The sequence below is a fragment of the Paraburkholderia sp. BL21I4N1 genome, from assembly GCF_002973525.1.
In the GTDB taxonomy this organism is placed as follows: Bacteria; Pseudomonadota; Gammaproteobacteria; order Burkholderiales; family Burkholderiaceae; genus Paraburkholderia.
The window spans coordinates 164,011-186,016 of the sequence record NZ_PVEN01000006.1 but is presented as its reverse complement, the minus strand read 5'-3'; the positions used below and the strand labels follow the sequence as shown (position 1 = coordinate 186,016).

General features: G+C 65.3%; 20 protein-coding genes and 1 pseudogene. 16 read left to right on the top strand and 5 right to left on the bottom strand.

Annotated elements, in window-relative coordinates:
• The first annotated feature begins 6 nt into the window (after positions 1-6).
• From phnF to phnN, 3 genes are read left to right on the top strand one after another with little or no spacing between them, the layout of a single operon-like run.
• Positions 7-765: a phosphonate metabolism transcriptional regulator PhnF gene (gene phnF / locus B0G83_RS17665; protein WP_105508673.1), complete on the top strand. Its 759-nt coding sequence runs from the start codon at positions 7-9 to the stop codon at positions 763-765.
• Positions 762-1,484 carry a DUF1045 domain-containing protein gene (locus B0G83_RS17660; protein WP_105508672.1) on the top strand — a complete coding sequence of 241 codons (723 nt, stop codon included), beginning with the start codon at positions 762-764 and terminating at the stop codon, positions 1,482-1,484. Before phnF ends, B0G83_RS17660 begins: the two co-directional genes overlap by 4 nt.
• Before the next feature lie 2 nt (positions 1,485-1,486).
• Positions 1,487-2,041 (top strand): phosphonate metabolism protein/1,5-bisphosphokinase (PRPP-forming) PhnN, encoded by a 555-nt coding sequence (gene phnN / locus B0G83_RS17655; RefSeq protein WP_105508671.1) that lies wholly within the window; start codon positions 1,487-1,489, stop codon positions 2,039-2,041.
• Positions 2,042-2,047: 6 nt separating this feature from the next.
• Here the strand turns inward: phnN and B0G83_RS17650 are convergent, their stop codons facing one another.
• The gene (locus B0G83_RS17650; protein ID WP_105508670.1) at positions 2,048-2,956 is read right to left on the bottom strand and encodes a LysR family transcriptional regulator; all 909 of its coding nucleotides are present in this window, start codon (positions 2,954-2,956) and stop codon (positions 2,048-2,050) included.
• 131 nt (positions 2,957-3,087) lie between these two features.
• Between B0G83_RS17650 and B0G83_RS17645 the strand changes: the two genes are divergently transcribed.
• Both B0G83_RS17645 and B0G83_RS17640 read left to right on the top strand, forming a co-directional pair.
• Positions 3,088-4,278, top strand: a complete 1,191-nt coding sequence (locus tag B0G83_RS17645; RefSeq protein WP_105508669.1) for a M20 aminoacylase family protein — start codon at positions 3,088-3,090, stop codon at positions 4,276-4,278.
• A 147-nt stretch (positions 4,279-4,425) separates the two neighbouring features.
• Positions 4,426-5,720, top strand: a pseudogene (locus B0G83_RS17640) (MFS transporter).
• 69 nt (positions 5,721-5,789) lie between these two features.
• Here the strand turns inward: B0G83_RS17640 and B0G83_RS17635 are convergent.
• Complete coding sequence (locus B0G83_RS17635; protein WP_105508668.1) at positions 5,790-6,614, bottom strand: IclR family transcriptional regulator; 825 nt, start codon at positions 6,612-6,614, stop codon at positions 5,790-5,792.
• A 249-nt stretch (positions 6,615-6,863) separates the two neighbouring features.
• On the opposite strand from B0G83_RS17635, the gene otnK reads away from it, so the two are divergent.
• The 6 genes from otnK to B0G83_RS17605 all read left to right on the top strand — a co-directional run bounded on the left by otnK (position 6,864) and on the right by B0G83_RS17605 (position 13,289).
• On the top strand, positions 6,864-8,189 hold the full coding sequence (gene otnK, locus B0G83_RS17630; RefSeq protein ID WP_105508667.1) for a 3-oxo-tetronate kinase: 1,326 nt from the start codon (positions 6,864-6,866) through the stop codon (positions 8,187-8,189).
• Positions 8,186-8,848: an aldolase gene (locus B0G83_RS17625; protein ID WP_105508666.1), complete on the top strand. Its 663-nt coding sequence runs from the start codon at positions 8,186-8,188 to the stop codon at positions 8,846-8,848. Before otnK ends, B0G83_RS17625 begins: the two co-directional genes overlap by 4 nt.
• A 177-nt stretch (positions 8,849-9,025) precedes the next feature.
• On the top strand, positions 9,026-9,817 hold the full coding sequence (otnI, locus tag B0G83_RS17620; RefSeq protein WP_105508665.1) for a 2-oxo-tetronate isomerase: 792 nt from the start codon (positions 9,026-9,028) through the stop codon (positions 9,815-9,817).
• Positions 9,818-9,864: 47 nt separating this feature from the next.
• Positions 9,865-10,845, top strand: coding sequence for a D-erythronate dehydrogenase (gene denD / locus B0G83_RS17615; protein ID WP_105508664.1), 981 nt, complete (start codon positions 9,865-9,867; stop codon positions 10,843-10,845).
• A 228-nt stretch (positions 10,846-11,073) separates the two neighbouring features.
• A complete protein-coding gene (gene pcaF / locus B0G83_RS17610) occupies positions 11,074-12,276 on the top strand; it encodes a 3-oxoadipyl-CoA thiolase (RefSeq protein ID WP_105508663.1) in 1,203 nt (400 codons plus the stop codon).
• Positions 12,277-12,704: 428 nt separating this feature from the next.
• Positions 12,705-13,289 carry a hypothetical protein gene (locus B0G83_RS17605; protein ID WP_105508662.1) on the top strand — a complete coding sequence of 195 codons (585 nt, stop codon included), beginning with the start codon at positions 12,705-12,707 and terminating at the stop codon, positions 13,287-13,289.
• A 57-nt stretch (positions 13,290-13,346) separates the two neighbouring features.
• On the opposite strand, the gene B0G83_RS17600 is transcribed toward B0G83_RS17605, so the two are convergent.
• Positions 13,347-14,318 (bottom strand): DUF535 family protein, encoded by a 972-nt coding sequence (locus B0G83_RS17600; RefSeq protein ID WP_105508661.1) that lies wholly within the window; start codon positions 14,316-14,318, stop codon positions 13,347-13,349.
• Between the two features lie 190 nt (positions 14,319-14,508).
• Here B0G83_RS17600 and B0G83_RS17595 point away from each other — a divergent pair, with 190 nt between their 5' ends.
• The 3 genes from B0G83_RS17595 (at position 14,509) to B0G83_RS17585 (ending at position 17,293) form a co-directional block, all read left to right on the top strand.
• Positions 14,509-15,213, top strand: coding sequence for a response regulator (locus B0G83_RS17595; protein WP_105508660.1), 705 nt, complete (start codon positions 14,509-14,511; stop codon positions 15,211-15,213).
• A gap of 138 nt (positions 15,214-15,351) precedes the next feature.
• Positions 15,352-16,152, top strand: coding sequence for a carboxylesterase (locus B0G83_RS17590; RefSeq protein WP_105508659.1), 801 nt, complete (start codon positions 15,352-15,354; stop codon positions 16,150-16,152).
• Positions 16,153-16,165: 13 nt separating this feature from the next.
• The gene (locus B0G83_RS17585) at positions 16,166-17,293 is read left to right on the top strand and encodes an ATP-binding protein (RefSeq protein WP_105508658.1); all 1,128 of its coding nucleotides are present in this window, start codon (positions 16,166-16,168) and stop codon (positions 17,291-17,293) included.
• A gap of 82 nt (positions 17,294-17,375) precedes the next feature.
• Here the strand turns inward: B0G83_RS17585 and B0G83_RS17580 are convergent, their stop codons facing one another.
• The gene (locus B0G83_RS17580; RefSeq protein WP_105508657.1) at positions 17,376-19,715 is read right to left on the bottom strand and encodes a patatin-like phospholipase family protein; all 2,340 of its coding nucleotides are present in this window, start codon (positions 19,713-19,715) and stop codon (positions 17,376-17,378) included.
• Between the two features lie 441 nt (positions 19,716-20,156).
• Between B0G83_RS17580 and B0G83_RS17575 the strand changes: the two genes are divergently transcribed.
• Positions 20,157-21,185: a hypothetical protein gene (locus tag B0G83_RS17575; protein ID WP_105508656.1), complete on the top strand. Its 1,029-nt coding sequence runs from the start codon at positions 20,157-20,159 to the stop codon at positions 21,183-21,185.
• Positions 21,186-21,196: 11 nt separating this feature from the next.
• A complete protein-coding gene (locus tag B0G83_RS17570) occupies positions 21,197-21,511 on the top strand; it encodes a hypothetical protein (protein ID WP_258167930.1) in 315 nt (104 codons plus the stop codon).
• A gap of 45 nt (positions 21,512-21,556) precedes the next feature.
• On the opposite strand, the gene B0G83_RS17565 is transcribed toward B0G83_RS17570, so the two are convergent.
• Positions 21,557-21,949, bottom strand: coding sequence for a 2-oxoglutarate dehydrogenase (locus B0G83_RS17565; protein ID WP_105508655.1), 393 nt, complete (start codon positions 21,947-21,949; stop codon positions 21,557-21,559).
• Between the last annotated feature and the right edge of the window lie 57 nt (positions 21,950-22,006).

Genomic DNA, 22,006 nt, shown 5'->3' with positions numbered 1-22,006 from the left:
AGCACCATGACATCGAACGACAACGCGACGCCGGGCACCTTGCTCGAACGCGGCGCCGGCGTTGCGGTATGGCGGCAGATCGAACAGATCCTCGCCAAGGAAATCGCCGCGAGCGGTTTCGGCGAAGAAGGGCGCTTGCCGAGCGAAGGCGAACTCGCCAAACGCTTCGACGTGAACCGGCATACGGTGCGCCGGGCCATGCTCGGGCTCGCCGCGTTGGGGCTGGTCAGCGTCGAGCAGGGGCGCGGCACATTCGTGCAACCCGGCGCGATCGACTATACGATCGGCCGCCGCACGCGCTTTACAGAAAACTTGCGTCAGCAACATCATTCGGCGGCGGGCACGATGTTGTCGGCGGTGCGCGTAAAGGCCGAGCCGAGCGTGGCGAAGGCGCTGAGTCTGCGAGCCGGCGCGGCGGTCTACCGGATCGAATCGTTGCACGAGTCCGACGGTGTGCCGCTCACGTTCGCGCGCAACTGGTATCCCGCGGCGCGTTTTCCCGAACTGCCGGAGGTGCTGGAGCGCACTGGCGGCATCACGAAAGCGATGACGGAACTCGGCGTGAACGACTATCTGCGCAAGTGGAGCCGCATCGGTAGCGTGCTGCCCGAGCCGGAAGTCGCGCGGCGTTTGAACATCAATCGTCAACAGCCGGTGTTGTGGGTCGAAAACGTCGACGTGGATCTGCAAGGCACGCCGATCAAATACGGCTTCACGCATTTCGCGGCGGATCGCGTGCAACTGCTGGTGGAGCACGACGTATGAGCGGCGCGGTGTGGCGCGCCGACGCGCGTTTCGCGGTTTATTACGCGCCGTCGCGCGAGTCGGCATGGTGGCGAGCCGGCTCGACATGGCTCGGCCGCGATGCCGAGCGTGGTGAAGCTTGCGTGCCGCCGCAACCGCCAGGTCTGACGCGTCCGCTGACGGCGTTGACCGAAGCGCCGCGCCGTTACGGTTGGCATGGCACGCTGGTCGCGCCGTTCCGCCTCGCGAATAACATGACGCAAGAAGACGTGCTCGCCGCCACGCGTGCATGGGCCGATACGCAGCGGCCGTTCACGTTGCCGGTGGAAGCCGCGACGCTGGGCGATTTTGTCGCGCTGCGTCCGGCGGATCCGCACGCGGAGGCCGACATTCGCACGCTTGCCACGAGTGCCTTGCAAACGCTCGGTACGCTGCGCGCCAAACCGTCGGCCGCCGATCTCGCGCGCCGGCTCGCCGCGCCGCTGAGCGAGCGGCAACGCGCGCTGCTGATCGAATGGGGCTATCCGTACGTGTTCGACGAATTCCGTTTCCATATGACGTTGTCCAGTTCGCTTGCCGATGCACACGAACGTGCCACGCTGGTCGCGTGGTGGCAGGCGCGTACGCCTGTACTGGGCCCGCTGCCGGTCGATCACGTCGCGCTGTTCGTCGAGCCGGCGCCGGGCGAGCCGTTCGTGTTGTGGCAGCGTGTGCCGTTCCAGAGCCGCGAGGTGAAATAACCATGGCTGGTCGTTTGATCTATGTAATGGGGCCGTCGGGGGCGGGCAAGGACTCGTTGCTGGCTTTTGCGCGCACGCGTCTGATGGGCGAGCCGATTCTCTTCGCGCATCGTTACATCACGCGGCCGAGCGGCAACGGCGAAGCGCACGTCGCACTGAGCGTCGAGGAATTCGCGGTGCGTTCCGTGCTCGGCCTGTTCGCGCTCGAATGGTCGAGTCACTCGCTGCGCTACGGTATCGGCATTGAACTCGACGGCTGGCTCGCGCGCGGCTGCACGGTGGTCGTCAACGGTTCGCGGCAGCATTTGCAGCATACGTTGGCGCGTTATCCGCACACCGAGGTCGTCCATGTGGACGCCGCGCCCCATATTCTCGAAGCGCGCCTCGGCGCGCGGGCGCGTGAATCGGCGGAGCAGGTCGCGGCGAGACTCGCGCGGCGCGCGCCGTTTTCGTTGCCGGACGGCGTGCGCTGCACGACGATCGACAACTCCGGCGCGCTCGAAGACGCCGGGCAGGTGTTGGTCAAGTTCCTGACGGCCGAGACCCGCGTCGGGTAAAAAGGCTCAACCAGCCGCCGACAGCCGCTCCCGCGTGGCCTCCTGCAAACACGCAATGAATTGCAGCACGGCCGGCGTAGGCAACAGATCGCGCCGCGAGATAATGCTGAGGTCATAAGTGGGCAGCGCCTCTTCGATCTGCGCGATGCGAATGCCGAGCGGCGCGACCCTCTGTGCGAGCGGCCTCGTGAAGCAGCCGATCACGTCGGTTTGCGACACCAGCCCGAGCGTCACCGCGAATGAAGACGGCGCGCGCAACAGCCGTTGCGGCACCGGCAAACCGTGCGTGTCGAACATGCCCATCATCACGCTGTGCGGAAAGTGATCGGCGCCCACGGTCGCGATCCACTCGGCGTCGACCAACTCATGTAGGCGCGTAACGTTCGCGAGCGGATGCCCCGCGCGCATGACGACCACGAACTCCGTCGAATAGAGCCGCGCTTGTACCAGATCGCTATCCAGCGTCCGCACGTGATGGATCGCGGCGATATCGAGCGCGCCGTTGCGCAAGCGCGCGACCGCATCCGGAATCGTCACTTCTTCCAGATGCAGACTCACCAGCGGCATGGCCTGGCGAAACTTCGATACCGCCTGCGGCAGCGCCGTCAGCGCGATCGACGGCATGGTGCCCACGCTCACCTTGCCGGCCAGTTCACCTTTCACCTGTTCGACCGCTTCGACGGTGCGCCGCATGTCGCCCAGCAATTGCTCGGCGCGCGGCAGCAGCGCGAGCCCGCACGCCGTCAATTCGATGCCGCGCACGCTACGCACCATCAACTCCGCGTTCAACGCGCTTTCGAGCTCGCGGATCGTATGCGTGACGGCCGGTTGCGTCACACCGAGTTCGCGCGCGGCGCCACGCAGACTGCGGTGATGAGCCGCCGCGACGAAGGCTTGCAGTTGCTGCAGCTTCATTAGGGTAATCCCGGTGATAAGACGCGTTAATCGGGGTGAAAAAAACAGCATCTTATTCGAACAAAACGGCGTGGCTATAGTGCTCGTCTGTTGGCCGCTTTTATGCGGCTTGATTCCATGGAGCGAGAGAGATGAGCGAAGCCGCGCGTTTTACCGAAGTGTCCGATCTGGCGCCTGCCGCCGAGAGCCTGCGCGAGATCCGCCATCACATTCACCATCACCCGGAGCTGGCTTACGAAGAGCTGCAAACCGGTGCGCTGGTCGCCGACAAGCTGGAACAATGGGGCTGGCAGGTCACGCGCGGGGTCGGCCAAACCGGCGTGGTGGGCACGCTGACGGTGGGCGAGGGCACGCGGCGCATCGGTATTCGCGCCGACATGGACGCGCTGCCGATCATCGAGGAAACCGGCCTGCCGTATGCGAGCGGCACGCACGGCAAGATGCATGCGTGCGGTCACGATGGCCACACGACCATGCTGCTCGGCGCCGCGCAGCGTCTTGCGGCGACCCGCAATTTCTCGGGCACCGTGCATCTGTACTTTCAGCCGGCGGAGGAAAGCGGCATCGACAGCGGCGCGCTGAAAATGATCAACGACGGTCTGTTCGAGCGCTTTCCGTGCGACGCCGTGTTCGGCGTGCACAACCATCCGGGCGAGGAGCCGGGCGTGCTGCTGTTTCGCAAGGGGCCGTTCATGTCGGCGGGCGACAAGGCGATCATCACGATCGAAGGCGTCGGCGGCCACGCGGCGCGTCCGCATCTGACGGTCGATCCGGTCGTGATAGCGGCCAGCATCGTGATGGCGTTGCAGACGATCGTTGCGCGTAATGTCGATCCGTCGCAGCCGGCGGTGGTGACGGTCGGTTCGATGCATGCGGGCACCGCGAACAACGTGATTTCGAGCACCGCGAAGCTGGAACTGAGCGTGCGTTCATTCAGCCCGGAGGTCCGCGCGCTGCTGAAAAAGCGCATCACCGAGCTTGCCGAAAGCCAGGCCGCCAGCTACGGCGGCAAGGCCGTGGTGCAGTACATCGAAGGCTATCCGGTGGTGGTCAATTCGGACGCGGAAACCGAGTTCGCCGTGCAGGTGGCGCGCGAACTGGTCGGCGACGACAAGGTGGTCGCCCAAACCGACATGCTCATGGGCAGCGAGGACTTCGCGTTCATGCTGCAGAAGCGGCCGGGCACGTTCCTGCGGATCGGCAACGGCGCGGGCGAGGACGGCTGCATGGTGCACAACCCGCACTATGACTTCAATGACCGCAATCTGCCGGTCGGCGCGGCGTTCTGGACCCGGCTGGTGGAGCGCTACCTGGGGCAATGAGCGGGTCGGCGAGCGGGCCGCTGCATCGACCTCGCTCGCGAACTTCGAAGAAGGCCTCGAACAGCCCGCGCTGAAGCCGCGCCCCATCTCGTTCTACAACCATAACGACAGGAAGACCACGCGATGAATGCCACCAAGCATGTCCCGCTGGGACACGGCGCGACGAGCGCCGCGAGCCACCCGGGCGACGCCACTCGCACCGCGAGCCGTGGCGCGATCGCGGCGGCGGTGATCAGCAACTGGCTCGAGTTCTTCGATTTCACCGTGTACGGCTTCTTTGCGGTGATTATCGGCAAGCTGTATTTCCCGTCGGCGGATGCGACCACTTCGCTGCTGTTGTCGGTGGCGACGTTCGCGGCGGGTTTCATCACGCGGCCGCTCGGCAGCGTGATGCTCGGCGTGTACGCGGACCGCAGGGGGCGCAAGGCCGCGCTGAACCTGACCATCATGCTGATGGCGGCGAGCACCGGCCTGATCGCGATCGTGCCGACGTATGCGCAGATCGGCCTTGCCGCGCCGCTGCTGATCGTGCTGGCGCGTCTCGTGCAAGGCTTCTCGCAGGGCGGCGAGTTCGGCGCGGCGACCTCCACGCTGCTCGAACAGGGCGGCGGCGCGCGGCGCGGGTTTCGCGCCAGTTGGCAACTGGCCACGCAGGGCGGCGCGGCGCTGATGGGTTCGGGCATTGCGGCGGGGCTATCGGCGGCGTTGCCGAAAGAGTCGCTGGAAAGCTGGGGCTGGCGCATTCCGTTTCTGATCGGTGTGCTGATCGCGCCGGTCGGCATGTACTTGCGCCGTCGTCTCGCCGACGACGCCGCCGGCGCGCACAGTCACGGAATCGAGCGCGGTGTGCTGCACGAGCTGTTCACGGAGCATATGCGCACGCTGTTGCTGATCACGCTGACGGTGATGGGCGGCACGGTCTCCACCTACATCCTGACCTTCTACATGCCGACTTACGCGATCCACACGCTCGGCTTGCCGATGTCGCTTTCCATGCTGGTCGGCGTGGCGTCGGGCTTCGTGATGCTGGTCATGTGTCCGGTGTTCGGCATGTTGTCGGACCGGATCGGCAGCCGCAAGCGGCCGATTCTGTTCGGCCGGGGCGTGCTGGTGCTGCTGCTGTTTCCGGCCTTCATGCTGATCAACCGCTTTCCGCACCTGCCCGTCATCATGTCGCTGACCGCGCTGATGCTGTTGTTCTATTCGATGGGCTCGGCGTCGGAATTCGCGCTGATGTGCGAATCGTTCCCGCGTCGCGTGCGGGCGACGGGAATTTCCATTGCGTATGCGTGTTCGGCGGCACCGCGCAACTGGTGGCGACGGGACTGATCAAGCTGACCGGCAGCAAGCTGGCGCCGGCCGGTTATGTGGCCACGTGCGTGGTGGTGTCGCTGATCGCGGTCGCGATGCTGAAGGAGACGGCGGATAAGCCGATCGATTGAGGCCAAGGCTGAAACCGACGCTGAAAAACACGGGCGCGTGGCCAACGCGCGCCTTCATCCGCATCAAGATCACCCGCGCCGCGCCACCATCTCCGACACGGTTTGCGCGGCCTGCTGCAGCGGCTCCAGAAACGCCTTCACCATCTGCTTCGCCGAATTGCGCTGGGCGTTGCCGCTGATATTCATCGCCGCGATCACGCGCCCCTGGCGGTTGCGAATCGGCGCGGATAGCGAAATCAGTCCGCCTTCCAATTCCTGATCGACGATCGCCCACCCCTGGCGGCGTACCTGCGCGATCAGTTTCTTCAGCTCGTCCTTGTCGGTGACCGTGCGTGGCGTGTGGGCGTAGAGCGGCGCGGAGCTCAGCGTCGCTTCGAGCGCGTCGTCGTCGAGCGCGGCCAGCAGCACGCGGCCCATCGACGTGCAGTACGCCGGCAAGCGGCTGCCGATCGACAGGTTGATCGTCATGATCTTGTGCGTCGGCACGCGCAGCACGTAGACGATCTCGGTGCGATCGAGCACGGCCGCCGAGCAGCTTTCGTGGACTTGCGCGGAGAGGCTTTCCATGACCGGTTCGGCGAGATTCCAGAACGGCATCGAGGTCAGATAAGCGAAGCCGAGGTCGAGAATCTTCGGCGTGAGGCGGAACAGGCGGCCCTCGGCTTCCACGTAGCCGAGCGTTTGCAGGGTCAGCAGAATTCGGCGTGCGCCGGCACGCGTCAGGCCGGTGGCGGTGGCGACGTCGGTGAGCGTCTGTTCGGGACGGGTGGCGTTGAACGCGCGAATCACCGCGAGACCCCGGGCGAACGACTGCACATACGAGTCGCCCGGTTTGTCCGGGGCCGGATCGGCGCTGGCAGGAACGGCGGAAGACGGCGGCAGGGCTTGGCTCATGGACCTTGAAGGATGCGTTCGGGAAAGTGCGGGCAGCGCACTGCGCAAAGCCGTGACGATAGCTTAAGCCTTCTGTTTCGCCAACTTCGCGCTGGTTTCGCGCAAAAATCCCAGGGTTAGCGTGGATGCTCCCGGCAGACGGACTTTGTATGATGACCCGACGACTTGATCCATCGGGGGACCGATGGTCGACAGGATCTTCCCCGGCGAATCGCCCGCCGTGTGCGAAGCAAGCCCGGAGCCCCCGCCATGACTGCCACTTCACGCCGCGCGCTGCTCGGCTGCATCGCCGACGACTTCACCGGTGCCACCGATCTCGCCAACATGCTGGTGCGCGGCGGCATGCGCACCGTGCAGAGCATCGGCGTGCCGGCGGCGGCTGAATCGGCCGACACGTTCGCGGCCGACGCGCTGGTGGTCGCGCTGAAATCGCGCACCATTCCCGCCGCCGACGCGGTCGCGCAATCGCTCGCCGCGCTCGACTGGTTGCGCGCGCAAGGATGCCGCCAGTTTCTTTTCAAATACTGCTCGACCTTCGATTCGACCGATGCCGGCAATATCGGCCCGGTCACGGACGCGTTGCTCGACGCGTTGTCCGTTCAAGGCGGCGCGGGCGCGTTGACGATCGCCTGTCCGGCGTTTCCCGAGAACGGCCGGACGATCTTTCGCGGCCATCTGTTTGTGGGCGATACGTTGCTCAACGCGTCGGGTATGGAAAACCATCCGCTCACGCCGATGCGCGACGCCAACCTCGTCAACGTGCTGCAACGGCAGACCCGCTCGAAAGTCGGCCTGGTGCGTTACGACACCGTGGCCGACGGCGTGCCGGCCGTGCGCGAAGCGTTCGACGCGCTGCGCGCGCAGGGCGTGCGAATGGCGGTCGCCGACGCGCTGTCCGACGCCGATCTCTACACGCTCGGCGCCGCGTGCGCCGAGTTTCCGCTGATCACGGGCGGTTCGGGCATCGCGCTAGGCTTGCCGGGCAATTTCCGCGAGGCGGGGCTGCTCGACGAGCATGCCGACGCCGCCGAGTTGCCGCGCGTGGAAGGTTTGTCGGCGGTGTTGGCCGGCAGCGCGTCGAAAGCGACCAACGCCCAGGTGGCCGCGTGGCGCGAGACGCAGCCCGCGTTTCGTGTCGATCCGCTCGCCGTGGCACGCGGCGAGGCCGTGGTCGAGCAGGCGCTGGCCTTTGCCGGGCCTTATCTCGCACGCGCCGAGCCGGTGCTGATCTACGCCACCGCCACGCCCGACGAAGTCAAAGCGGTGCAGCGCGAACTCGGCGTCAATCAGGCGGGGCAGCTGGTCGAGGCCACGCTGGCGTCAATTGCACGCGGTTTGCGCGAGCGTGGCGTGCGCAAGTTCGTGGTGGCCGGCGGCGAGACGTCGGGCGCGGTGGTGCAGGCGCTCGACGTGCGCACGCTGCGTATCGGCGCGCAAATCGATCCGGGCGTGCCGGCCACCGTTGCGAGCGCAACCGGTTCCGAACCGCTTGCGCTCGCATTGAAATCCGGCAACTTCGGCACGACCGATTTCTTTGCCAAGGCATTGCGTCATCTCGACGGAGGCATGTCGTGACCGGTACGCCCGCTCTGCTCATCACGAACGAAGCCCGCGTGCGCGAGGAAATCTGCGTGACCGGCGCGAGTCTCTATCAGCGCGGCTACACGGTCGGCACGGCAGGCAATATCAGCGCGCGACTCGACGACGGCTGGCTGATCACGCCGACCGACGCCTGTCTCGGCTGGCTCGATCCGGCCGACATCGCCAAGGTCGGTCTGGACGGTCACGCGGTGTCGGGCGGTCAACCGTCGAAGACGCTGGCGCTGCATCGCGGCATCTATGCGCGCAACGGCGAGGTACGCGGCATCGTCCATACGCATTCGACGCATCTGGTTGCGCTAACGCTGGCGGGCGTCTGGAGCGAGGCCGATGTGCTGCCGCCGATCACGCCGTACTACGTGATGAAAGTGGGCCATGTTCCGCTGATACGCTACCGTCGGCCGGGCGATCCGCAAGTGGCGGAGCAGATCGCCGCGCTGGCCGATCGGGTTCGCGCGGTGCTGCTCGAACGGCTCGGGCCGGTGGTGTGGGAGCGCTCCGTCGCACAGGCCGCGTATGCGCTCGAAGAACTCGAAGAGACCGCGCGCCTGTGGCTGATGACGAGTCCGCAGCCGACGCCCCTGAACGAAGCCGCGCTCGATGAACTGCGTACCGTGTTCGGCGCGCGCTGGTAGCTGGAGGCCGCTGCGACCTTAGCCGAGCCGAATTGAGTCAGGCTCGACCAGGCTCAATCAGGCGGGATCAGGCCGAACCGAACCGCTCAAGCCATCAACCGAATTGCGCGCGCGGTACAGGTTATATCCACGCCTGCCGCGCGCACGGAATCCCCCTGTTTTTCTGGAGTTGCTGTCATGCCCCGTTTCGCCGCGAACCTGACGATGATGTACAACGAACACGCGTTTCTCGACCGCTTCGCCGCCGCCGCGAAAGACGGCTTCGACGCGGTCGAGTTTCTGTTTCCCTACGACTTCCCCGCTGAGGAGATCAAGGCGCGCCTCGACGCCCACGGTCTGACCCAGGCGCTCTTCAATGCGCCGCCCGGCGACTGGGCCGCGGGCGAGCGCGGCCTCGCGTCGCTGCCGGGCCGCGAGGACGAATTCCGCCGCGGCATCGACACGGCGCTCAACTACGCGCGCGTTATCGGCAATCGCAAGCTGCATGTGATGGCCGGCCTGATCGGCGCCGATCAAGCGCGCGCACAGCATCGCGACGTGTATCTGCGCAATCTCGCGCATGCCGCGCAGGCGGCGCACGCCGAGGGCATCCTGATCGTGATCGAGCCGATCAACCTGCGCGATATGCCGGGCTTCTTTCTGAACCGCCAGGACGACGCGCAGGCGATTTGCGCGGAAGTGGGCGCGCCGAATCTGAAGGTGCAGTTCGACTGTTACCACTGCCAGATCGTCGAAGGCGACCTCGCGGTGAAACTCAAGCGCGATATGGCCGGCATCGGTCACATTCAGATTGCGGGCGTGCCGGAGCGTCATGAGCCCGACAGCGGCGAATTGAATTACCCCTATCTGCTGGCGTTGATCGATTCACTTGGCTATGACGGCTATATCGGCTGCGAATACCGGCCGCGCGCGGGTACGTCGGCGGGACTGGGGTGGCTCAAGCCTTACCTGGCCGCCGGCGCCCGCTAACCGCGCCTGAACCACGACGCCCCCCGACGAAACAAGGAAAACCGATCATGAAGGTTCTGATTACCGGCGGCGCAGGTTTTCTCGGTCAGCGACTCGCGCGCGAACTGCTCGCGCGCGGTGCGTTGAAGGACGCGCAAGGCGTGCCGCAAGCGCTCACCGACCTGGTGCTGCTGGACGTGGCGCGCGGCGACGATTTCGGCGATCCGCGCGTGCGCGCCGAAGTGGGCGATATCGCGGAGCGCAGCGTGCTCGAGCGTGCGATCGACGAGAAAACCACCGTGATCTTCCATCTCGCCGCGATCGTGAGCGGTCAGGCCGAAGCGGATTTCGATCTCGGCATGCGCATCAATCTGGATGCGCCGCGCCTGCTGCTGGAGATCTGCCGGCAGCGTGGTCACCGGCCGCGCGTGGTGTTCACGAGTTCGGTGGCGGTGTACGGCGGCGCGCTGCCCGAGGTCGTGCAGGACGACACCGCGTTGAATCCGCAGTCGTCTTACGGCGCGCAGAAGGCGATCGCGGAATTGCTGCTCAACGACTATTCGCGGCGTGGTTTCGTCGACGGCCGGGTGTTGCGGCTGCCGACCATCAGCGTGCGGCCGGGCAAGCCGAATGCGGCGGCGTCGTCGTTCGCGAGCGGCATCGTGCGCGAGCCGTTGAATGGCGAAACGGCTGTGTGCCCCGTGGCGGGCGCGACGCGCTTGTGGCTGTTGTCGCCGCGCAAGGCGATCGAGAGCCTGATTGCCGGGCTCGAACTCGACGCCGCGGCGCTCGGCAACCGGCGCGTGCTGAATCTACCCGGGATTTCGGTCAGCGTCGACGAGATGGTCGCGGCGCTGCGCGAGGTCGCGGGCGATGCGGTGGCCCAGCGGATCGTCTGGGAGCCGGACGCGCGGGTGGAAAAGATCGTGGGTAGTTGGCCGGGGCGGTGGGACACGTCGCGCGCCGAACGGCTGGGCCTAGCCGGCGAGTCCAGTTTTGCCGACGTGATCCGCAGCTACATCGCCGACGAACACATCTCGATTCGCTGAAGCATTTCACCCGCCTCGTGTGGGCGGCGTCGAAGCCGGCCCCGCGGCACGAGCGCGTCAATGGTTTGATCCTTCCAAAGCCAGGCGTCAACTGCCGCTTATTCTCCGGCGCGGGATGCCCGCGCTTGACACGGTTTCGGCCACGCGCCTATTATCGAGGCTGATTGTTCGATATATGACCTTGTGTTCGTATAAAGAACAAATGGCACATCGAACGGAGACATTCCCATGACCGAAGCATTCCTGTGCGACGCGATTCGCACCCCCATTGGCCGCTATGCGGGTTCGCTGTCGTCGGTTCGCGCCGACGATCTGGGCGCGGTGCCGCTCAAGGCACTGATGGAGCGTAACAAGGAGGTCGACTGGAACGCGGTCGACGACGTGATCTACGGCTGCGCGAACCAGGCGGGCGAAGACAACCGCAACGTCGCGCGCATGTCGCTATTGCTGGCCGGCTTGCCGAAAGACGTGCCGGGCTCGACGGTGAACCGGCTGTGCGGTTCGGGCATGGACGCGGTGGGGATCGCCGCGCGCGCCATCAAATCGGGCGAGGCGGCGTTGATGCTGGCGGGCGGCGTGGAAAGCATGAGTCGCGCGCCGTTCGTGATGGGCAAGGCCACCAGCGCGTTCTCGCGCCAGGCCGATATTTTCGACACGACGATTGGCTGGCGCTTCGTCAACCCGTTGATGAAGCAACTCTACGGCGTCGACTCGATGCCGGAAACCGGTGAAAACGTCGCCACGGATTACGGCATCAGCCGCGCCGATCAGGACGCGTTCGCGCTGCGCAGCCAGCAGAAGGCCGCGCGCGCGCAACGCGACGGCACGCTCGCCCAGGAAATCGTCGGCGTGACGATCGCGCAGAAGAAGGGCGATCCGCTCACGGTGTTGCAGGACGAACATCCGCGCGAGACGAGTCTGGAAACGCTGGCGAAACTCAAGGGCGTGGTGCGGCCGGACGGCACGGTCACGGCAGGCAACGCGTCGGGCGTGAATGACGGCGCGGCGGCGCTGCTGTTCGCGAATGAGGAAACCGCGCGGCGCTTCGGCCTCACGCCGCGCGCCCGTGTGCTCGGCATCGCGACGGCCGGCGTCGCACCGCGCGTGATGGGCATCGGCCCGGCGCCCGCCACGCAAAAGCTGCTGGAGCGGCTGAACATGCGCATCGATCAATTCGACGTGATCGAGTTGAACGAAGCGTTCGCGTCGCAGGGGCTCGCCGTGTTGCGCGCACTCGGTGTTGCCGACGACGACGCACGCGTGAATCCGAACGGTGGCGCGATCGCGCTCGGCCATCCGCTGGGCATGAGCGGCGCGCGCCTCGTGACCACCGCGATGTATCAGTTGCATCGCACGCAAGGCCGCTTCGCGCTGTGCACAATGTGTATCGGCGTCGGCCAGGGCATCGCGATCGCGATCGAACGCGTGTGATCGATGACGGTTCGGGTGACGCGCGCTGCTTATCGAATGGAGGCCTGATTCAGGCTTAAGGCCTGTATCGGTTTTTATTCGATTGCGTCATCCCATTCATTTCCCGTTCAATGTCTGTGCAGTATGTATTTAATGCTGGCTGGGTATTTCGGCATGCATCGAATACGAATGAACGGAAAATAAAATACCGCAACGGCCCGGCCAACCGCTGCGGCCAGCCATTCCAGCCCGTTGCGCGGGCCTGCGCGCCGATTCGAAAGTCTGAATTCAAACAATGAGGGCTTCCCGCCGGGCATGTACTATCATTCGCGCTGTACCTTTTTTAATTGTCGTTCTGAAAAACCGGTATTCATGGCGTTATAAATCGGCATGTCAGTGTGTCGAATCGCCGTTACGCCAGATCGAACAATTTATCGAGGAGAGCGGAGATGAAGGCAGCCCTATTGGCAGCGGCATTCACGGTCGCGACGCTCGCGGCGAGTCAGCCGGCGTCGGCGCAGGACGCCATGGCCAGCGCCGCGCGCGGTATCGTCAGCGCGGTGCAGCCGGTACATGTGAAGGCGGAGATCGTCGGCATCGATCCGGGCAGCCGCACGCTCACGCTCAAGGGGCCGGGCGGCAACGCGGTCGTCGTGCTGGTGAGTCAGCAGGTGGCCGGATTCGATCAACTCAAGGTCGGCGACCGGGTCGACGTGCTCTACAAAAACGCGTTGCTCGTGAAGGCCGACAAGGTCACCGGTAAAGACAGCGGGATTCGCAAGCGCGTCGATACGCAGGTCTACGCGCCGGCCTCCGGTGGCTTCGAATCGGCGCGTCAGATCGAAGTGCTCGCCACCGTGCAGAAGGTCGATCGCAAGAACCGCCTCGTCACATTGCGCGGCGCGTATCAGACGCAAACGCTCGAGGTCGGTCCGGACGTCGATCTGAAAGGCGTCAAGGTGGGCGATACGATCCACGCCGTATTCGTGTCGGCGGCGGCTGTGCAGGTGACGCCGCAAGACGTGACGCAGTGAGCGGTGCAATCGGCGGCGCGGTGAGCGGCGCAACAAACGCGCCGCTCACCGCGCATCTCAGCGCGCCCTGCTGGTCGCGACGCTCATGCGAATCTGCGCGGTGAGGGCGGTTCGCAATGCATAGCGTTTGCGCTTCAATGCGTTGCCGGTATCGGCGCCTTGATGCTCGGCCAGATAGCGCAACGGCGGCGCCAGCACGAACCAGCCGTTCCAGCGCGCGAGCGCGCCGCATTCCATCGACAGGCCGTCATAGTCCGCGGCCACACGACGTTTGCGCAGGCAGTAGCGCCAGTTCGCGTAGATGTGCGCCTGCTTCGAGACGATGAACGTGCCGCCCGCGTTGAGCGACGCCGCGACGCATTGAGCCAGATAGATCACCAGCACCTTGGGCCGCAGTCCATGCCAACGTTTGGTCAGCGCGCGAAACAGCTCGCGGCCGTTGACCGAGCGGTCCGGACCCTGCACCGAGCCGATGCACAAGCGCGGCCGCCGCACCTTGCCACCGAGATACGCGAGGCTGAACGTGCAGGACACGACGCGCTGGTCGCGTCCGTCGCGAATGCACAAGGTCCAGTCGCCTTCCTTCTGGAACTGCTCGATCGACTCCAGCGACACATACCAGCGTTCCGCGCCGATCGTGAACGACGCGATCTCCGCCGAACCGGTCGCGGCGATTCGCGCGGCGAGTAGCGGCACCCGCTGCTGGGTCAGCGCCTGGTGATCGAGGCTGGCCGCCAGACGCTCGCGCGGACTGAAGCGGCTGTGCAGGAACGGCCGGTGCATCCGTTCGAGCGCGGTAGGATGACGTTGCACCAGATCGCGCAACGGCGAAATCGCGCAGCGCTTCAGCCAGACCTGGGTGGCGCGCCACGACACCAGCGAGCGCAGCCACAGGCGCGCGCGCCGCCAACGGTGAAACAGACTGGTGCCGGGGTAGAGCGCGTGGGCAGCCTGCTGAATCGCCGCAAAGGAAGCCTGGACTCGCGCGAACCACGGCGAGCGGGCGGTCTGGTTGGAAACGGTCGTCATGGCAACTCCTTGGCCTATTTCAACCGGGGCGATGCTAGCGGCGCGTTTCAGGCGGCCTTGTTGAATTGCTTACGCAATTGTCGAGTTTTGTAGCGTGTGTCGCATGATGTAGGGCGCATCAGCTATGCTGTGCGTCGGACGCGGCCTCCGACGCCGCCATTCATCCCGTCAGCCCTGAACGATTCGCCCCATGCCCTTCCGGATACTGCTAGTCGAAGACGATGACCGCCTGTCCGAACTGGTCGCCGCCTACCTCCGCAAACACGAGTACGAAGTCGAAACCGTGCTGCACGGCAACGACGCCGTACCGGCCATTCTCAAACGCCGCCCGGACCTGGTGATTCTCGACGTCAATCTGCCGGGCAAGGACGGTTTCCAGATTTGCCGCGAGGCGCGCGAGCAATTCGACGGCGTCATCATCATGGTGACCGCGCGCGACGAGCAGTTCGACGAAGTGCTGGGCCTCGAATTCGGCGCCGACGATTACGTGCACAAACCGGTCGAACCGCGCGTACTGCTCGCGCGTATCAAGGCACAGCTGCGCCGTGTCACCGTGCGCACGCCGGAGTCGGCTCAGCCCGAGGGCTACGTGTTCGGCAAGTTCGAGATCAATCGCGCGAGCCGCACCGTCAAACTGCCGGACGGCAGTCTGCCCGATCTGACGTCGGCGGAATTCGATCTGTTGTGGGCGCTGGTCAGTTGCGCGGGTGAGGTGGTCAGCCGCGACGAGCTGATGCGGCAGTTGCGCGGCATCGAATTCGACGGTCTGGACCGTACGATCGACGGCGGCATTTCCAAACTGCGTCGCAAGCTGCATGACGACGCCAGCACCCCGCAACGCATCAAAACCGTGCGCGGCAAAGGCTATCAATTCAGTAAGCTGGCGTGGGACTAACGAAGCGGCGCGGATAGCGCCATCTCGTAACTCACCGAAATTTGGCGCGACAAATATCCACAGTCGCATGAGCAAATCGACAGTCGTGCAAGGCTCGCGCGACTAGGATCGCAGACTTGTCCTACGACCGGTTTCGCGATGTCTGCATCCGTCTCTCCTCTTTCCCGACATGCCGTGCTGATGATTCACGGCCTGGGCGGTACACGTCATGATTTCGGCACGCTCGATCGCAAGTTCGAGCAGATTGGCTGCGACGTGCATCTGCCGTCGCTGCCGGGGCACGGCTCGAATCCCGACGCGTTGAGCGGCGTGACGCTGAACGACTACATGAAGCTGCTGAGCCGCACATACCGCGAACTGCTGACGCGCTATGAACGTGTCGACGTTGCCGGTATTTCGATGGGCGCGTTGCTCGCGTTGATGCTGAGCGCGCGCGAACGGATGACGAACGGGCGTTTGATCCTGTTGTCGCCGCCGGTGTTCCTCGACGGCTGGGGCGGCTCGCGTCTGCAGCCGCTGCGCTATCTGCTGTATTGCGTGCCCGGATTGCGGCATCTGATTCGCGTGCCGGAAGGCGAGCCGTTCGGCATCAAGAACGCGCGGATTCGCAACCTGATCCGCCGGCACCTGCAAAAGGGCAGTGGCGTTCATTACCCGTACGTGCCGCTGTCGGCGATCGAACAGGTCGACTGGATGCGTTTCGCGGCGAAGCGCGCGATGCGGCGCGTCACCTGCGAAACGCTGGTGATGCATTCGGAAGAAGACGAAGTGACGAGCATCCGCTCGGCCGAATTCGTCTGCGACAATCTCGCCAGCCGTTCGGTGACGCTGGTGCGCTTGACCGACAGCTACCACATGATCACACTGGATAACGAACGCGATACGGTAGCCCGGCAAACCATGGCGTTCGTTCAAAGGGCGCCCATGCTGGCGCCGTAGCACAGAGAGAAAGATGCCACACCGAGCGGAGCCAAAAAAACTCAATCCGTACCGCTACTGCAAGTGGCGTTTGCTTCGTTTCCGCCGTTCATGGACCGACACCCGGGCCGATCGGATTCCGAGCTGGTCGCGTCTCTATGTGCGGGTCTATACGCGGCTGCTGACACTCACGGTGCTCGTGCTGACGTTCGCGATCACGACACTCGGGCTGGCGCTGGATAGCACGCCCTCGCTCTGGCAAACCTTGACGAATAGCAGGGTGTTGCTGCCTATCCTGATCGTGACGCTGGTGCTGCCGGCCATTACCGCCTACCGCTGGATGCGTCCCGTCTGGCTGGATCTGGTGATGGTCCGCGAACGCGCCATCGACTTCACCGGCGGGCGCTTCAACACGCGTGCGCGCGAATCGTATAGCGTGATCATCGGTCCGCTGGCGCGCACGCTGAACGCGCTGGCCGAACGCATGGAACGCCTGATCGCCGCGCAGCGCGAACTCACCAACGGCATCTCCCACGAACTGCGCACACCGCTGGCGCGCGTGCGTTTTGCGCTGGAGAGCCTGCGCGAACCGGCCTCCGCAGCCGAATATCACGGTGCGTTGACGAGCATCGACCAGGACGTCACCGAGCTCGACGAACTGATCGACATGAGCCTGACCTACGCGCGCCTCGAATACAGCTCATTGCAATCGAACCTCGAAGCGACCTCGCTGGCCGCCTGGTTCGACAGTCAGATCACCGACGCGACCCTGCTCTATGCGGACAAGCAAATCGTCCCGCACAAGGATATCGACGTCGCGTTGAGGGTGGTGATGGACAAGCGGCTGATGTCGTACGCCATGCGCAATCTGCTGCGCAACGCGAGCAAATACGCGCAGTCGCGCATCATGGTCGGTCTGAGCGCGCGGCACGGCAACGTGGAAATCTATGTGGAAGACGACGGCGCCGGCATCCCGCCCGAGCAGCGCGCGCGTATTTTCAATGCGTTCGTGCGACTCGATCGCCAGACCGGCGGCTATGGCCTGGGGCTCGCGATCACGCAACAGGTGCTGCGCGCGCATCATGGCCGCATCGCCGTGACGGATCCGGCCACCCTGAGCGGCGCGCGCTTCGAACTGAGCTGGCCGGTCGGCACGGTGTGAGCCCTGCGGTGCGGGGCGGGGCGAAAAAACGTGGCGTGGCCCGGTCGACGCGAACGCCGTGCCGGCCACGCTCAACACCTCGTCAATACGTATGGCCTAGCTGGAAATAGAAGTTGCTGCGGCCACCCGGCGCGAACGCGACGCCCAGATAGATCGGTCCGAATGAGCTGGTCAGCGCGGTGAAAATCGTCACGCTGCGCTTCAGCGAGCCGCTGCCGAAATCGGAGTCGCGATTCCACACGTTGCCGGCCTCGATGCTCAATCCCGCGAACAGGCCGCGAATCGGCGACGCATTGAAGGTGGCGAGCTGGTTCATGTAGGTGATCTGGCCGTACGCCATCGAGTTGCCGGACAGTTGATCCGCGGCATAGGCCGACAAATGCTGGAAGCCACCCAACGTGAAGCCGAACGGGTTGGTCAGATTGGTGCCGCCGAAATCGTTGCCCGCCTCGATACTCGCGTTGATGCTGTGGCGTCCATAGCTCGCCGCGACGATGGTCTTGCCGTACACCTCGGTGAAACTGTTGTCGCCCGCGAACAGCGAGCGCTCGGCGCGCAATTCGCCGAAATAGCCCTTGCGCGCGAACAACGGATCGTCGAGCTGATCGATCACGAGGCGCGCCCGTACGCTGAGCTGCCTGCCGTAGATGTCGGGGAACAGCAGCGGCGAATTGGAGACACTATCGTCGAGCGGCAGATTGTATTCAGGCGTGGCATAGCCGTGCGCGTACGCCACGCCGATCCGGAAGTCGCCCAGACGCGCGAGCGGCAAACCGAAGTCGAGACCCGCGCGCTCGGTTTGCAAGCGGTATTGCGTGATCTTGACGTCGCCCGGGTCGTCGTAGAGGTTCGCGTAGCGGCGCTGAAATTCCACGTACGGCGCGACGTAGTAACCGAACGAACTCGACAGCGGCTGGCGCAGCTCCGCATGAAAGTTGAGCAGATCGCTGCCGAGGGTGCTGTCCACGCGTCCTTCGAGCCCGGACTCCGTCAGCCACGGACGGCGATAACCCAGATGCAGCCGGAAGCCGCCTTCGTCCGTCGAACTGCTCGACAGGCCTAGCCCGAACAGCAGGAAATTCGGCCCCCACATTTTCTCGTGCGCGTTGACCACGAGGGTGTGCTGGTCGCCGTCGTCGACCAGTTGCTGGCTCACGCTGTCGAAGTCGCCGGCGGTGGTGAGCGCGAGCAGATTCCGGTTGAGCGCGACGGGGTCGTACACGTCGCCGGGATTGACGTGAAGCGCGTTGCGAATGCGTGACTGCGGCACTGCGCCGTGCGAGTCGATCTGAATCTGCGTGATTCGCACCGGGTGCACGATGGGCGTGCCATGGCGGGCTCGCCACGCGGCGTAGTCGGCCGGCGACAGCGCGAGGTGCTGCAGCTGCGGCAGCATTGCGCGCGTGGCGGCGGCGCCCGCCGCGATCGCCTGGCTCGCGTTGGCGAAATCGGTGAAGCTCAGCGAACCCAGCGCCGGCTGGATCAAGACGTCTTCAGGCTGCAACTGCTCGCGCTGCCGAGCGACGTTCTGGTGAATCAGAATGCCTATCATCTGCTGCATCACGTCGGCGGGCGACGCCAGCGCGTCGAGCGGGCGCAACGGCGAGCCGATATCGACCGCGATCACCACATTCGCGCCCATGTCGCGCGCCGTTTCGATCGGCAGATTGCTGACGATGCCGCCGTCCACCAGCGTTCGCCCGTCGATATCGGCGGGGGCGAACAGACCGGGCAGCGCCATGCTGGCGCGAATCGCCTGCGGTAGCGAACCGTGGTCGAGCACGACTTTCTCGCCGGTGCGCAGGTCGGTGGCAATTGCGCGATAGGGGATCGGCAGACGGTCGAACGAGACATTGCCCGGCACCGCCGAGGTCCAGTCCTGCAACAGCGCTTGCAGCCGGTTGCCTTGCACGAGCCCGACCGGCAGGCGGAAGCCGTTCGCGCCGTAGCCGAGCGCGAGGCTATTCACATACAGCCGTTCGTCCTCGCGACGCGATTGCGGAAGATCGGCGCGATCGGTGACGTCGAATGCGATGTCCGCGAGGTTGATACCCGCGAGGCGGTTTTGCATGTCCTGCGCGGTCATGCCGCTCGCGTACAGGCCGCCGACAACCGAGCCCATGCTGGTCGCGGCGATGCAGTCGACCGGAATGCGATTTTCTTCCAGCACCTTCAGGACGCCGAGATGCGCGTAGCCGCGCGCGCCGCCGCCGGACAGCACGAGTCCGACCGACGGGCGGCCGGACGGCCCGGCTTCGGCCTGGCAGCCGGAGTCGGCGGCCTGCACGCGTTGGCTGAAAGCGGCGATGCCGCACGCCAGCAACACGGCGGCGGTGCAGCGTAAATGAAGAGCGATAGGCCGGTGACGCGGATCAGGCGCTGCTTGTGGTCGTCGTCGGTGGCGGGCCAACACTCGGTTCATCTAATTCGGGGGAGAGAGAAAACCGAGAGATTACATGGTTTTGCATCGGTAAAAACAGCCTATTTCGTGGAAACGGGCGTTTACGAAAAAACGTAAGGTTGGCGCGGCCGATGCAACCCGTGGCGACCCGCGACTTGCGCGAATAGCGCTCAATTCGTGGGGTCGAGCGAGTGTTTGCGTGATAGCGCGGCGCGTTGCGGCGCCGGGCGGCGCGACTATCGCCAGCTTCGCTCCGACGGCCGCTCACCGCGCCGCGGCGATGTGTGTCGGGATATGTCACGGTCGCGTTAAAACGCCCGCAAACCCTTGTCGCACGGGCTTCCTTCGTGGTGTAACAGGGTGACATAGGTTCCTTGCTGATTAACCGGGGCCATCCTTCTATAGTCCGTTCGTCGCCACGCCGAAGTGACCGCAGTGGCCCGAACCCCAGAAGGACATACCGTGAAAAACCGTTCGTTTGCTACCCCAGCCACTGCCGCCTGCGTCGTCTCGGCCACATCGTTTTCCTCCACCCGCCATGCGCTGCGCAAGCTGGTGCTCGGCGCCGCGGTTGCCGTGTTCGCGTTCGGCAGCGCGTCAGCGTTCGCGTGGTCGCAGCACGGCACCGCTTACACCTCGCGCGGCACCTACAACGGCGCGCGTTACGGCTCGTGCGGCGGCGGCAGTTGCTCGCATGCGGGCGGCGTCGTCGGTCCGTACGGCGGTCTGGCCACCAACACCGGTACGGTGACGCGCAATGCACCGGGGCAATTCTCGAACTCGGGTACGGCGACCGGGCGCTACGGCAACTCCGTCCAGCATGCCGGCGACACCAGTTGCGCCAGCGGCACCTGTGCGCATACCGGCTCCCTGACCGGGCCGGACGGTAAAACCGCCACCACGTCCGGCTCCGTGACGAAGACCGCGTCGGGTCAGTACTCGTCGTCCGGCTCGGTGACGGGGGCGAACGGCAACACGGTCGATCATTCGGCGTCGACGAATTGCGCCGGCTCGACGTGTTCGCGATCCGGTACGGTGACCGGGGCGGACGGTGGCACCGTCAACCATGCCGGCACGGCCACGCGGATTGCCCCGGGCGTCGTGACGACCTCGACGAGCGTGACCGGCACGCACGGCAATACGGTGACGTCGAGCGGGGCGGTGGTCGCGACCGGTGGCGTGGTGACAACGGGTGGGGTCGTGACGACGGGTGGCGCCACGGTGGTGGTGGCGCCCAAGCCGGTGGTGGTCGCGCCGCCGGTGGTTTATGCGCCGCCGCCGCCGGTGGTTTATGTGCCGCCCAAGGCGGTGGTTGTGGCGCCGCCGGTCGTCTATGCGCCGCCGCCGCCGGTCGTCTACGTGCCGCCGCCTCCGCCGCGGGCTGTTTATGTCGCGCCGCGTGTCGTGTATGTCGCGCCGGCGCCGCGCCCGGTCGTATGGGTGCCGGGCCATTGGGTGGGGAATGTCTGGGTGCCGGCGCACTGGTCGTGAGGAGGCCGGTCATGCGAGTCCGAAGTGCGTTGGCAACGATCGTCGTCGCGGCGAGCCTCGCGCTTGCGGCGCGCCGCTACGTGGCCGCTCACGCGGATACCCCTCGCGAGCAGCGGGAACTGCAAACATCGCAAGATTGTTCGGCGCGCTACGCGGCGTTGCTCGATCTTGCCGAACTGGCCCGACGGGACGGCAAATCGTCCGAGGTCGTGGTGCGCGGACTGAGCGACCGCGCGGGCGCGATGAGCGCGTGTCTGCCGACCGTCCGCGCCAGCCACCCAGGCCACCGCGCCGACCTCACCAAAAAAAGCGCTCCCGATTCCTGACGGAACCCGGAGCGCTCGCACGACCACTTCCTGTCAGACCTTGGCTTAACGTCCCTGCTGCTGCAGATACTGCTTCACATCGCTCAGCGTCACGCTGCCTTTATGGCTGCTGTCGATCTGATCGAAGTGCTTGGCGACAAAGCCCAGGCCCTGGGTTTGCGCCTGCGCCTTCGTGACTGCCGCGCCATTGCTCAACGCCGCATTGGCGCCGAGGCGCGCATCGAGCCGCTGCTGGGCCTGTTGCTGCAGCGCGGTCCCGGTCGACGGTGCGACCGGCGCCGGGCGGTTCTGCGGAAAGAACGGACCGTCGACGCCACGCGCGCCGCTCGGCGGCGTAGCAGGCGCAACCGCTTGCGGCGGTAACGCATGCGCGCTGCCGATCAAACCGGCGATCGCGAGCAACGGGGAGAGACGTCGCAACTTTGTGAAAAGAGACATGATGACTCACCTGAATTGATTAATAGGGTATCGCGAACCGCGCGGATCGTCAGCCCG